The organism is Pseudomonas sp. NA-150 (assembly GCF_044336365.1).
Lineage (GTDB): Bacteria > Pseudomonadota > Gammaproteobacteria > Pseudomonadales > Pseudomonadaceae > Aquipseudomonas.
Window position 1 is genome coordinate 238824 of sequence record NZ_CP172305.1, and the last position, 13141, is coordinate 251964.

At 60.0% G+C, this 13141-nt stretch carries 13 protein-coding genes; 8 read left to right on the forward strand and 5 right to left on the reverse strand.

Annotated features, from left to right (window positions below):
* Nucleotides 1-128: 128 nt before the first annotated feature.
* Nucleotides 129-578 carry a response regulator gene (locus ACF0H7_RS01165; RefSeq protein WP_397451021.1) on the forward strand — a complete coding sequence of 150 codons (450 nt, stop codon included), beginning with the start codon at nucleotides 129-131 and terminating at the stop codon, nucleotides 576-578.
* Nucleotides 579-708: 130 nt separating this feature from the next.
* Here ACF0H7_RS01165 and ACF0H7_RS01170 read toward each other — a convergent pair whose 3' ends face one another.
* Nucleotides 709-2886: a malate synthase G gene (locus tag ACF0H7_RS01170; RefSeq protein ID WP_397451022.1), complete on the reverse strand. Its 2178-nt coding sequence runs from the start codon at nucleotides 2884-2886 to the stop codon at nucleotides 709-711.
* Nucleotides 2887-3210: 324 nt separating this feature from the next.
* Here ACF0H7_RS01170 and ACF0H7_RS01175 point away from each other — a divergent pair, with 324 nt between their 5' ends.
* Complete coding sequence (locus tag ACF0H7_RS01175; protein ID WP_397451023.1) at nucleotides 3211-3729, forward strand: glycine cleavage system protein R; 519 nt, start codon at nucleotides 3211-3213, stop codon at nucleotides 3727-3729.
* Between the two features lie 231 nt (nucleotides 3730-3960).
* Here ACF0H7_RS01175 and rarD read toward each other — a convergent pair whose 3' ends face one another.
* The 4 genes from rarD to ACF0H7_RS01195 form a co-directional block, all read right to left on the reverse strand.
* On the reverse strand, nucleotides 3961-4848 hold the full coding sequence (gene rarD, locus ACF0H7_RS01180; protein ID WP_397451024.1) for an EamA family transporter RarD: 888 nt from the start codon (nucleotides 4846-4848) through the stop codon (nucleotides 3961-3963).
* Between the two features lie 82 nt (nucleotides 4849-4930).
* Nucleotides 4931-5905, reverse strand: coding sequence for a serine/threonine protein kinase (locus tag ACF0H7_RS01185; protein ID WP_397451025.1), 975 nt, complete (start codon nucleotides 5903-5905; stop codon nucleotides 4931-4933).
* Between the two features lie 144 nt (nucleotides 5906-6049).
* Nucleotides 6050-6814, reverse strand: coding sequence for a TOBE domain-containing protein (locus tag ACF0H7_RS01190; protein WP_397451026.1), 765 nt, complete (start codon nucleotides 6812-6814; stop codon nucleotides 6050-6052).
* 143 nt (nucleotides 6815-6957) lie between these two features.
* On the reverse strand, nucleotides 6958-7692 hold the full coding sequence (locus ACF0H7_RS01195) for a ComF family protein (protein ID WP_397451027.1): 735 nt from the start codon (nucleotides 7690-7692) through the stop codon (nucleotides 6958-6960).
* Nucleotides 7693-7792: 100 nt separating this feature from the next.
* Here ACF0H7_RS01195 and bioB point away from each other — a divergent pair, with 100 nt between their 5' ends.
* The 6 genes from bioB (at nucleotide 7793) to ACF0H7_RS01225 (ending at nucleotide 12933) form a co-directional block, all read left to right on the forward strand.
* Entirely contained in the window at nucleotides 7793-8851 is a 1059-nt protein-coding gene (gene bioB, locus ACF0H7_RS01200; protein ID WP_397451028.1) for a biotin synthase BioB, read from the forward strand.
* Between the two features lie 66 nt (nucleotides 8852-8917).
* Entirely contained in the window at nucleotides 8918-10108 is a 1191-nt protein-coding gene (gene bioF, locus ACF0H7_RS01205) for an 8-amino-7-oxononanoate synthase (RefSeq protein ID WP_397451029.1), read from the forward strand.
* Nucleotides 10101-10847, forward strand: a complete 747-nt coding sequence (locus ACF0H7_RS01210) for an alpha/beta fold hydrolase (RefSeq protein ID WP_397451030.1) — start codon at nucleotides 10101-10103, stop codon at nucleotides 10845-10847. The genes bioF and ACF0H7_RS01210 overlap by 8 nt, the downstream gene beginning before the upstream one ends.
* Nucleotides 10840-11652 (forward strand): malonyl-ACP O-methyltransferase BioC, encoded by an 813-nt coding sequence (bioC, locus tag ACF0H7_RS01215; protein WP_397451031.1) that lies wholly within the window; start codon nucleotides 10840-10842, stop codon nucleotides 11650-11652. The genes ACF0H7_RS01210 and bioC overlap by 8 nt, the downstream gene beginning before the upstream one ends.
* Nucleotides 11653-11667: 15 nt before the next feature.
* Complete coding sequence (gene bioD / locus ACF0H7_RS01220) at nucleotides 11668-12348, forward strand: dethiobiotin synthase (RefSeq protein WP_397451032.1); 681 nt, start codon at nucleotides 11668-11670, stop codon at nucleotides 12346-12348.
* Nucleotides 12349-12591: 243 nt separating this feature from the next.
* Complete coding sequence (locus tag ACF0H7_RS01225) at nucleotides 12592-12933, forward strand: pyrroloquinoline quinone biosynthesis protein PqqE (RefSeq protein WP_397451033.1); 342 nt, start codon at nucleotides 12592-12594, stop codon at nucleotides 12931-12933.
* Nucleotides 12934-13141: the final 208 nt, after the last annotated feature.

Sequence of the window (13141 nt, forward strand, 5' to 3'; positions counted from 1 at the left end):
TGTAATACATTCGCGCTTCGGTTGGCACAGGGAGGGTGCATGATTGTCGACCTGAGAAACCGACGAAACGCACGGCAACTCCGTTCAAACTGCTGTCTTAGCTATGGCCAGGAAAAAACGAGACATGTATGTCTGACGTCGATATTTTGAGTGACGAAGAGCGAGAGGCGATCAACGAGGCGATGCAAGCGCCCGACGTCTCAGCACACCAGCGCGTCTTGATCGTCGATGACGACAGGCATGCGCGTGAAACACTGGCTGAAATCCTCAGCTTGAATGACATCAGTTGCCTGACCGCAGCCAGTGGCAGCTCCGCAATGAACCTGCTGGAAACCCGTAAATCCATTGGTCTGTTGATCACCGACCTGCGCATGGCGCCGTGCAGCGGTCTGGATTTGATTCGCCAGGTGCGCGAATCGCCGATGGCTGCGTTGCCGATCATCATCATCTCTGGCGATGCGGATGTGAAAGACGCCATCGAGGCGATGCATCTGAGCGTGGTGGATTTCTTGCTCAAACCGATCAATGTCCAGAAATTGCTGGAGTTGGTGCGGCGTGAGTTGGGGATAGTCGGCTAACCATGTAGGAGCTGCCGAAGGCTGCGATCGACCGTGACTCGGTTAAAGGCCGTGCCGGCCTTATCGCAGCCTTCGGCAGCTCCTACAAGGGCAGGCGGTGCGTCGAATGCACACCGCCCTCGGGTCTGAATTACAACCCGTTCTTCGCCTTGAACTCACGACGACGACGATGCAGAACCGGCTCGGTATACCCGTTCGGTTGCTTCGTCCCTTCGATCACCAGTTCAACCGCCGCCTGGAACGCGATATTGCTATCGAAGTTTGGCGCCAGCGGGCGATACAGCGGGTCGTTGGCGTTTTGGCGGTCTACCACCGGCGCCATGCGCTTCAGGCTTTCCAGTACCTGCGCTTCATTGACCACGCCGTGACGCAGCCAGTTGGCGATGTGCTGGCTGGAAATCCGCAGGGTGGCGCGGTCTTCCATCAGGCCGATGTCGTTGATGTCCGGCACTTTCGAGCAGCCAACACCCTGGTCGATCCAGCGCACCACGTAGCCGAGGATGCCCTGTGAGTTGTTATCCAGTTCGTTCTGGATCTCTTCAGGCGTCCAGTGGGTGTTGGGTGCCAACGGAATGGTCAGGATGTCATCGACCGAGGCGCGCGCGCGTTTGGCCAGTTCAGCCTGGCGGGCGAACACGTCGACCTTGTGGTAATGCAGCGCGTGCAACGCAGCGGCGGTCGGCGACGGGACCCAAGCGGTGTTGGCGCCGGCCAGTGGGTGGGCGATTTTCTGTTCGAGCATCGCGGCCATCAGGTCGGGCATCGCCCACATGCCTTTACCAATCTGCGCACGACCTTGCAGGCCACAGCTCAAACCGATATCAACGTTCCAGTTTTCGTAGGCGCCAATCCATTTCTCGGCTTTCATCTGTGCTTTACGCACGACCGGGCCGGCTTCCATCGAGGTGTGAATTTCGTCGCCCGTGCGGTCGAGGAAACCGGTGTTGATGAACACCACACGCTCGCTCGCCGCCTTGATGCAGGCCTTGAGGTTGACCGTGGTGCGGCGCTCTTCGTCCATGATCCCGACTTTCAGCGTGTTGCGCGGCAGGTTCAGCAGGTCTTCGATGCGCCCGAACAGCTCGTTGGTGAACGCTGCTTCTTCCGGGCCGTGCATCTTCGGTTTAACGATGTAGACCGAACCGGTGCGGCTGTTCTTGCGCAGGCTTTTGCCATTGAGGCTGTGGATCGCCGCAAGGCTGGTGATCAGACCGTCGAGAATGCCTTCGGGCACTTCATTGCCGTTTTTATCGAGAATCGCGTCGATGGTCATCAGGTGACCGACGTTTCGCACAAACAGCAACGAACGGCCGTGCAGGCTGACTTCGCCACCGTCAGGCGCGGTGTAGCTGCGATCGGCGTTCATGGTGCGGGTAAAGGTTTCGCCGCCTTTGGACACTTGTTCGGCCAAGTCGCCCTTCATCAGGCCCAGCCAGTTGCGGTAAACCACAACTTTGTCGTCCGCGTCGACCGCAGCGATGGAGTCTTCGCAGTCCATAATCGTGGTCAACGCAGCTTCCATCAGCACGTCTTTGACGCCCGCAGCATCGGTTTGGCCGATGGGGCTGGAGGCGTCGACCTGGATTTCGAAATGCAGGCCGTTGTGCTTCAACAGCACGGCAGTCGGTGCCGATGCCTGACCGTGGAAGCCGATCAGCTGCGCGTCGTCCTTCAGGCCGCTGTTGCCGCCGCCTTTCAGGGCGACGACCAGCTTGCCGTCGACGATCTTGTAGCCAACGGAATCGACGTGGGCGCCAGCAGCCAAGGGCGCAGCTTCGTCGAGGAAGGCGCGGGCGAAGGCGATGACCTTGTCGCCGCGAACCTTGTTGTAGCCTTTGCCTTTTTCCGCGCCGTCGGCTTCGCTGATGGCATCGGTGCCGTACAGGGCGTCGTACAGCGAACCCCAGCGTGCATTCGAGGCGTTGAGGGCGAAACGAGCATTCATCACCGGCACCACCAATTGTGGGCCAGCCATTCGGGCGACTTCGTCGTCGACGTTTTGCGTCGTTATCTGAAAGTCGGCTGCTTCTGGCAGCAGGTAACCGATTTCTTGCAGGAAGGCTTTGTAAGCCGCGGCGTCATGGGCGACGCCGGCGTGCGATTGGTGCCAGGCGTCGATCTTGGCCTGGAAGTCATCACGTTTGGCGAGTAGGGCTTTGTTTTTCGGCGCGAGTTCATGAATGACCTTGTCTGCACCGGCCCAGAACGTATCGGCGTCGAGGCCGGTTCCAGGGATGGCTTCGTTATTTACGAAGTCGAACAGGACTTTGGCGACCTGCAGGCCACCGACTTGAACGTGTTCAGTCATTGCTTGCCTCACTCTGCTCAGCTATTTCGACATTATGTAGTGCGTGCCGCGGCATACTACATGATGAGTCGCGGTTGTGAAAATCGGACTAAATACGTCACTGAGCGACCAGGATTTGGCTACTGGTCACTCTGGGGGACAGGATGTTCTCAAAAAATATGACAATTGTTCCAGATAAATCTAAAAACAGTACACGATTTGTTTTTCAGCTTTGCCCGCCACGCGGCCAAAGCGCATCCGCAGCCGTTGCCTATACTTGGCCGACAACCTGGAAACGCCGGATTTTTCGGCGCCTGGGCTCATGTAAAAGAAGAGGAATCGACTATGGACCATCTTGTCATCACCGTATTTGCTCCTGATCAACCTGGCCAGGTCGAACGCATCGCTCAATGCATTGCCGAGCATGGTGGCAATTGGCTGGAAAGCCGTATGTCGAGAATGGCCGGGCAATTCGCCGGGATTTTGCGAGTCGGGGTGCCCGCCGAAGCTCACCATGAACTGATCGACGCATTACAGGCATTGAGCGCCCATGGCATTCGGGTACTGATTGCCGAGAGTGGCATCGAGCAATCCTGCACCTGGAAACCGATCACCATGGAACTGGTGGGTAATGACCGGCCGGGCATCGTGCGAGACATTACGCGGTTGCTGGCGGAACAAGGGGTGAACGTCGAGCGGTTGATCACCGACGTCAGGCCGGCCCCTATGAGCAGCGAGCCACTGTTTCACGCCGAGGCGATGCTTGCGGTGCCCCTGACCCTATCGCTGGACGTATTGCAGAAGCGCCTGGAAACCCTGGCGGATGACTTGATGGTCGATCTGGTGCTGCGCGCCGAGACGTGAGGCGACAAAGGCTGCAACAGGTTATCCAAGTTATACGTGCACTTGCCTGTGGATAACCTGGGGAGACCGCGCTGCGGCCCACGGTCACCAAGGCTTTGCGGAGGCTGATCAAAAAACCAACACTTTCAATGGCTTGTACACAAATAGCGTGAACGAGGCTGTGGATAACCTCTGGAGCGAACGCTGCAAGCCACAGTGGCGGCGGCTTGCAGGGTGCTGATCATTTTTTGATCATTTAATTCGCCGCGAGCGCAGCCAGATGTCCGCGCTGTACACCACCAATCCCGTCCAGATAAACCCGAACGCTATCAAGGTGCTGGTGGGCAAGGTTTCACCATAGACCAGCACTGCCAGCGACAGCACCAGTGTCGGGGCAATGTATTGCAGGAAACCCAAGGTGGTGTAGGGCAAATGCCGCGCCGCCGCGTTGAAGCAAATCAACGGCATCACCGTGATCGGGCCGGCGGCGGCCAACCACCAGGCTTGGGACGTGGTCCAGAAACTGGACTGCTCACTCACTGCTGCCGGGTTGAGCAATAGCCAGCCAACGGCCAACGGCACTAGCATCCAGGTTTCCACCACCAGCCCGGGCAGTGCCGCGACCGGCGCTTTCTTGCGAATCAAGCCGTAGAAACCGAAGGTCAACGCCAACACCAGCGATACCCACGGCAGACTGCCAACATGCCACACCTGTTGTGCAACGCCGATGGCTGCGAGGGCGACGGCCGCCCACTGCAATGGGCGCAAGCGCTCGCGCAACAGCAACATGCCCAGCAATACGTTCACCAGCGGGTTGATGTAATAACCCAGGCTGGCTTCCACCATGCGCCCGTTATTCACAGCCCACACATACACCAGCCAGTTGGCGGCGATCAGCGAACCGCTGAGGGCCAGCGTGGCCAGGCGGCGTGGGTTGTTGCGCAGTTCGCTCCACCAGCCAGGATGTTTCCACACCAGCAGCAACAGGGAGCCGCACAACGCCGACCACAGCACGCGGTGGACGATGATTTCCACGGAGGGCACAGTAGAAAGGAGTTTGAAGTAGAGCGGAAACAGGCCCCAACTGATGTAGGCCGTAAGGCCGAGGGTGTACCCGCGTCGCGGGTTGGCGGCTTGCATGCATGTTCCTTAGGCAGCTAATTATTACGCGGTTTCGTGATAAGCCGGGGCAGCCCGCGCGGGTCTGCTCCGGACTTAAAGGTTAAAACAACTTCAAAGGTTCTTCGTTGAGCGCCGAGAGTTGCTCACGCAACGCGAGGATCTGGTCCCCCCAGTAACGCTCGGTGCCAAACCAAGGAAAGCTGTGCGGGAATGCCGGGTCATCCCAACGTCGGGCCAGCCAGGCGCTGTAATGCATCAAACGCAGCGCGCGCAACGGTTCGATCAGTGCCAGTTCTCGCGGGTCGAAGTCGTGGAATTCGTTGTAGCCGTCCATCAACTCTGACAACTGACTCAGGCAATCCTGGCGGTCGCCGGCCAGCATCATCCAGATATCCTGCACCGCCGGCCCCATGCGGCAGTCGTCGAGGTCGACGATGTGGAACATCTCATCACGCGCCATCATGTTGCCGGGGTGGCAATCGCCGTGCATGCGGATGTTTTTATGCGGCGTGGCGGCGTATACGTCTTCGACGCGTTTCAGCAGATCGCGGGCGACTGACTCGTAGGCCGGCAGCAGGCTGCGCGGAATGCAGTTGTTTTCCAGCAGGAACTTCAGCGAGTTATGGCCGAAATTCTGTACGCCCAGCGCTTCGCGGTGCTCGAACGGGCGGGTTGCACCGACAGCGTGCAGGCGACCGAGGAGTTGGCCGAGGCGATACAATTGGTCCAGATTGCCAGGCTCCGGCGCCCGGCCGCCGCGACGTGGGAACAGGGTGAAGCGGAAACCGGCGTGTTCGTGCAGGGTTTGGCCGTTGTGCACCATCGGCGCGACTACGGGCACTTCGACCTCGGTCAGTTCCTGGGTAAAGCTGTGTTCTTCAAGGATGGCTTCATTGGTCCAGCGCTGCGGCCGGTAGAACTTGGCGATCAGCGGCTGGCCGTCTTCGATACCGACCTGGTACACGCGGTTTTCGTAGCTGTTGAGCGCAAGAATGCGGGCGTCACTGAGAAAACCGATGCTTTCGACAGCATCCAGCACGAGATCAGGTGTGAGTGTTGCAAACGGGTGGGCCATGCTGACTCCTGCGCGCAGCAGGCTGCCGCGTCGGGCCAGTCATGGTAACGCAACGCGGGGGAAATTAGTTTGTAGGAGCGGGCTTGCCCGCGATCCGTTTGACGCGGAGTGTCAGGAATGCCGCCATCGCGGGCAAGCCCGCTCCTACAAAGGAGTGCCGAGCAAGACGTAGGACGGCGCGAACTGCACCTGCACCGGGCTGCCTTTCTTCAACTGCAACGCCAGCAAATGGGAAGGCCCGACCAGCGAGCACAAGGTCTGGCCGTTGGGCAGGGTGATGCGCACTTCGCTCGGGCCGTCGTCAGCGTCGAGCACGTTCTCGATAACCCCGGACAAACTGTTGTGCCCGGGCGCCACCGGTTGATCAACTGCGAACACATCCAACCAACTGGCCTTGATCAAGGCGACAACGTCGGTGCCGATTTCCAGCTCCAGCCTGAGGGTGCTGTCATGGGTGATTTGCGCATCGATGAACAGATCACCCGCCAAGTGCAGGCGAATCAGGTCGTTGTGGCTCTGGCGAGTGATGCTCTCAACTTGCCCGTGCAGTTGATTGCGAGCACTGGTGCGCAGCATCAAGCGACTGAGCAGGCCCAGGTCGGCACTTTCTTCGGTGGCTTCCAGCACCTGCGCCTGCAGGGCTTGCAAGCGTTGATAAAGACGCAGCACTCGCTCGCCTTCCGCCGACAGCTGCGCGCCACCACCGCCCCGCCCACCGACACTGCGCTCGACCAACGGTCGCTGTGCCATGTTGTTCAGTTCGTCGATGGCATCCCAGGCCGCCTTGTAACTCAAGCCGGCACTCTTCGCCGCACGGGTAATCGAACCCTGCTCGGCGATGTGCTGAAGCAAGGCAATCCGCTGCGGGCGGCGGACCATGTGCTGGGTAAGCAGAAGGGGTAGGGGCATGATGTTCAGGCTTGGTGGTGAGGTTTGGAGTGTAAGGCAATTCTGGCGGCAAACCACTTGTAGGCGCTGCCGAAGGCTGTGATCGGCTACGAAGCGGCCGTGTTCTGCTCGAAAGGTCCTACACGAATGATGTCGATTTCGGATCAATCGGATGGCTTCGGTGTACGCGCCAAACAGTAAATATCCACCCGCCGGGCGCCTGCTTTCTTCAATATCCCAGCCAGCGCATTGGCCGTGGCGCCGGTGGTCAACACATCATCGATCAACGCGAAATGCCTCCCCGCCACTTGAGCCCCCTCAGCCAAGGCGAACGCCTTGCGCAGGTTGCGTTGCCGGGCCTTGGCATCCAGCCCTTGCTGGGCCAGGGTTTCCAGTACACGGAGCAGCAAGTGATCGTCCATCGGTATGCCCAGTTGCGCCGTCAGCCAACGGCCGAGCATTTCCGATTGGTTGTAACCCCGTTGGCGCAGGCGTTTGCGAGCCAGAGGCACCGGCAGCAGGCAATCCGGGCGTTGCAGGCCGTCGGCGAAGCGGTTTTGCAGTAATTGCCCGAGCAGTTCCGCGAGCAATCGGCCCATTGGCCACTTGCCTTGATGCTTGAAGCGTGTGACCAACGTGTCGATAGGGAAGTCGTAACGCCATGGCACGACAACGTCGTTGAACGTGGGTGATTGCCGCAGACATTGTCCGCAGGTCAGCCCCGACATCGGCAGTGGTAGCGCGCAGCGTTCACATTGATCGCGGAGCCAGGGTAGATCGGCCTCGCAGTCGGTGCAGATGGGCACCGCGGCATCTGTCATTTCGTCGCATAACAAGCATGTTTGTTTGTTTTTTAACCAGATGTAAACCTGATGCGAGCTCTGTGGTTGACAGCGCATGGCTCTTCCTTAAATATGCCGAACATCCGTGTAGTGACTGTGGGCTTTGTGTGTAGACCAGCCCCACAGGCGCAAACAAAGAACAAATAAGGAGCCACCCATGAGCGCCAGCATCACCGCCACTCTGCGTCACGACTGGACTTTACCCGAGGTCAAAGCGCTGTTCGTACAGCCGTTCAATGACCTGTTGTTTCAGGCGCAGACCGTGCACCGCGCCCACTTCGATGCCAACCGCGTGCAAGTGTCGACCCTGCTGTCGATCAAGACCGGTGCCTGTCCTGAAGACTGCAAGTACTGCCCGCAGTCCGGTCACTACAACACCGGCCTGGAAAAAGAAAAGCTGCTGGAAGTGCAGAAAGTCCTGGAGGAAGCCGCGCGCGCCAAGTCCATCGGCTCGACCCGCTTCTGCATGGGCGCTGCCTGGAAGCATCCTTCGGCTAAAGACATGCCGTACGTGCTGGAAATGGTCAAAGGCGTGAAAGCCATGGGCCTGGAGACCTGCATGACCCTCGGTCGCCTCGATCAGGATCAAACCGCTGCGCTGGCCGATGCGGGCCTCGACTACTACAACCACAACCTCGACACCTCGCCGGAGTTCTACGGCAGCATCATCACCACCCGTACCTACGGCGAGCGTCTGCAAACGCTGGCGTACGTGCGTGAGTCGGGGATGAAAATCTGCTCCGGTGGCATCCTTGGCATGGGCGAGAGCCTGGACGACCGCGCCGGTCTGCTGATCCAGCTGGCCAACCTGCCAGAGCACCCGGAATCGGTGCCGATCAACATGCTGGTCAAAGTGGCTGGCACCCCGCTGGAAAACGCCGAAGACATCGACCCGTTCGACTTCATCCGCATGCTGGCCGTGGCGCGCATCATGATGCCGGAATCCCACGTGCGCCTGTCTGCGGGCCGTGAAGCGATGAACGAGCAAATGCAGGCCCTGGCATTCTTCGCCGGCGCCAACTCGATTTTCTACGGCGACAAACTGCTGACCACCGCCAACCCGCAGGCGGACAAGGACATGCAGCTGTTCTCGCGTCTGGGCATCAAGCCGGAAGCCGGGCAGGAGCACGCTGACGAAGTTCACCAGGCCGCTATCGAGCAAGCACTGGTCGAACAGAAAAGCAGCGAAATGTTCTACGACGCCACGTCGGCCTGATGCACGCCGCTGGGCCAGCGTTTGCTGGCCCAGACCTTATTCTGTCCACTGAACGTCGGAGTCCGCATGTCATTCGATCTCGGCACGCGTCTGGCTGCCCGGCGCGCAGAGCAGCTGTACCGGCATCGGCCGTTGCTGCAAAGCCCGCAAGGCCCGGAAGTTGTGGTGGATGGTCAGCCGTTGCTGGCGTTTTGCAACAACGACTACCTGGGTCTGGCCAATCATCCCGACGTGATCGCTGCCTGGCGTGCCGGCGCGGAGCGTTGGGGCGTGGGCGGTGGCGCATCGCATTTGGTGATCGGTCACAGCACGCCGCATCACCAACTTGAAGAAGCCTTGGCCGAGCTGACCGGGCGCCCGCGTGCGCTGCTGTTTTCCAATGGCTACATGGCCAACCTCGGCGCGGTGACGGCGCTGGTGGGGCAGGGCGATACCGTGCTTGAAGACCGCCTCAACCATGCATCGTTGCTCGACGCCGGGCTGCTCAGTGGCGCGCGATTCTCTCGTTATCTGCACAACGATGCTGACAGTTTGGCCTCGCGTCTGGATAAGGCTGTAGGCGATACGCTGGTGGTGACCGACGGCGTATTCAGCATGGACGGCGATATTGCCGACCTGCCTGCACTGGCCAAAACCGCGAAGGCCAAGGGCGCATGGTTGATGGTCGATGATGCCCACGGCTTTGGTCCATTGGGTGCCAACGGTGCCGGGATCGTCGAGCATTTCGGCTTGAGCATGGAGGACGTACCGGTGTTGATCGGTACGTTGGGCAAGGCGTTCGGCACTGCGGGAGCCTTCGTCGCCGGCAGCGAAGAGCTGATTGAAACCTTGATTCAGTTCGCTCGCCCTTACATCTACACCACCAGCCAACCGCCAGCGCTGGCCTGCGCCACGCTGAAGAGCCTGGAGCTGCTGCGCACCGAACACTGGCGGCGTGAGCACCTGACGCGCTTGATTCAGCAGTTCCGCAGCGGGGCTGAGCAGATCGGCCTGCAACTGATGGACAGCTTCACGCCGATCCAGCCGATCCTCATCGGCGAAAGTGGCCGTGCGCTGCGTCTGTCGCAGATGTTGCGTGAGCGTGGCCTGCTGGTGACCGCGATTCGCCCGCCGACCGTGCCCGCTGGCGGTGCGCGTTTGCGGGTCACCTTGTCCGCCGCCCACAGCGAAGCGCAAGTGCAGCTATTGTTGAATGCATTGGCGCAGTGCTACCCGCTGCTCGGTACAAGCGAAACGGTGGAAACAGACCATGCGTGATCGTCTGATTTTGCTACCAGGCTGGGGTCTCGGGATCTCGCCGCTGGAGCCGTTGGCCGCCGCGCTGCGAGGTCTGGACGAGCATTTGCGGGTTGAAATCGAGCCGCTGCCCGAGTTGACCCTGTCGGCTTTTGGCGACATCGAGCTGAGCGAATTGCTGGATGAACTGGATGAGTCCTTGCCGGATAACGCCTGGCTCGGCGGCTGGTCGCTGGGCGGGATGCTCGCCGCAGAACTGGCGGCACGCCGTGGCGATCGCTGCTGTGGTCTGGTGGCGCTGGCCAGCAATGCCTGTTTTGTCGCGCGGGACGGTTGGTCCGGGGCGATGGCACCGGAGGTCTTCGAGGCGTTTCTGGCAGGCTGCGATGCGGACCCGCAAGGCACCCTCAAACGTTTCAGCCTGCTGTGCGGGCAAGGCGCCGAAGACCCACGCGGTCTGGCGCGACTGCTGAACTCCGCCAAACCGCCAAGCACTCACGAAGCGCTGCTCAATGGCCTGAAATGGCTGGCGCAACTCGATACCCGTAGCGCCCTGCAAGCCTATCGCGGCCCGCAATTGCACCTGTTTGCCGGGCTCGATGCGTTGGTGCCAGCAGAAGCGGCGAGCGAGCTTTTGAGCCTGTTGCCCGATGTTGAAATTGGTCTGATCGAACAGGCCAGTCACGCGTTTCCCCTGGAAAACCCTCACGGAGTTGCAGCGGCGATCCAGGCTTTCTTACATGAGTCGGGTGATGACTGATCTTTCCCATTCGCTAACATTGCCGGGTGCGTTGCCCGACAAACGTCAGGTAGCCGCGTCGTTTTCCCGTGCGGCGTCCAGCTATGACAGCGTTGCTGAATTGCAGCGTGATGTCGGCAATCAATTGCTCGCACGTCTGCCGGATTCGCTGAACCCTTCGCGCTGGCTGGATCTGGGCAGCGGCACTGGGCACTTCAGCCGAATTCTGGCTGAACGCTTCACGCGCAGCGAAGGCATCGCGCTGGATATCGCCGAGGGCATGCTGCGTCATGCACAGCCACTGGGCGGCGCTGAGTATTTTGTGGCCGGCGATGCCGAGCGCATGCCGCTGGCCGATCAACGCTGCGGCCTTATTTTCTCCAGCCTGGCGGTGCAGTGGTGCGCGGATTTCGCCGCCGTCCTGAGCGAGGCGCAGCGCGTGTTGCAGCCGGGCGGGGTGTTTGGCTTCGCCAGCCTGTGCGTGGGCACCTTGTATGAGTTGCGTGAAAGCTGGCAGGCGGTGGACGGGATGGTGCACGTCAATCGCTTCCGTCAGCGTGAGGATTACCAGCGACTGTGCGCTGCGAGCGGTCTGCGTGTGCGCAGTCTCGAGGTGCAGCCCCATGTGTTGCATTACCCTGATGTCCGTAGCCTGACCCACGAACTGAAAGCGTTGGGCGCGCATAATCTAAATCCAGGTCGGCCAGGTGGTTTGACCGGGAGAGCGCGCATAATGGGACTGATCGACGCTTATGAACGGTTTCGCCAGAGCGAAGGGCTGCCGGCCACTTATCAAGTGGTCTACGCGGTGTTGGAAAAACCTTGAATAGCAGGCACTGAGATGAGTAGTTCGTACTTCATCACGGGCACCGACACTGATGTCGGCAAAACCACTATCGCGGCAGGATTGCTCTACGCCGCTCGACAGGCAGGGCTATCGACAGCAGCAGGCAAACCGGTCGCTTCGGGTAGCGTGCCTGGCCCCAGTGGGTTGCGAAATGCCGATGCGCTGGCGCTTATGGCGGAGTGTTCTGTCGCGCTGACCTACGAAGAGATCAACCCAGTGGCGTTCGAGCCGGCTATCGCACCGCATCTGGCCGCACGGGAAGCCGGGGTGGCGCTGACCGTGCAATCGTTGCTGGAGCCGATGCGCCATGTGTTGGCCAAGGGCGCGGATTTCACCTTGATCGAAGGCGCGGGCGGTTGGCGTGTGCCGCTGGCGGATCAGGCCAATTTGTCCGATCTGGCGCAAGCGCTGCAACTGCCGGTGATTCTGGTGGTGGGCGTGCGTTTGGGCTGCATCAACCATGCGCTGCTGACGGCTGAAGCGATTGCTCGAGATGGTCTGCAATTGGCGGGTTGGGTGGCGAATGTCATCGACGGCAAGACTTCCCGGTTGGAGGAGAACCTCGCAACCTTGGCCGAGCGCTTGCCGGCGCCGTGCCTGGGGCGTGTGCCGAAGTTGAAAAAACCTTCGGCGGAGGCGGTGGCTGAGTACCTGCATCTGGAATTGCTGGACTGAAACCTGTAGGAGCGGGCTTGCCCGCGATGGCAATGTGTCTGATCCGACGCCATCGCGGGCAAGCCCGCTCCTACAAAGGTTGTATGCAGTTAATTCAGATACCACCCCAAGCTTATCGCTGAGGTACTCGGTGACCTGCTTCCTCTATGGATAGGCCAATTGCCATTAGTCTTTTTGTCGGGCCTTTTGCCAGCCGCTCTGCTTCAATAGCCGCCTGTTCGCTTTATGAACTGAGGGTCGTCCATGCAAATCTCCAGTACCAGCGCATTCAATTCTGGCTTGAGCCTGATTCAGGCTGGGCAGCACCGCGTTGACCAAGCGGCCACGCAAATCGCCGCAGGCGGTGTCACGCTTGATGACTCGGTCAACAGTGCCGGCTCAAGCGCTAGCGGTAATTCCTCTGCGGGCAGCCAATCTTCCAGCCAGCAGGTCGAGCGTTTGCACTCGGTTGATCGCAGCCAGCAGACCGACATGGCCACCAACGTGGTGCAACTGGAGCTTGGCAAGATCCAGGCGCAGTTGGGCGTCAAAGTCGCCAAAGCCTCTGACGAAGCACTCGGCACGTTGATCGACACCCACGCCTGATTTCTGCCTCCCCGGTGCGCATTGACGCGCCGGTGCCTTCGCGGCGCTCTCCTCGTATTAACTAAATTTCATCTAGCTCAAACCCTGTCCAGCGCATGCTGTGCCTTGCCCTGCTCGAGGCATTCATTGCTGTTGGAGACGAATGGATGATGCGCCGTGCTTGACAAGGTTTAGGCGTAAACGTATGTTTCAAACAACTGTTTGATCG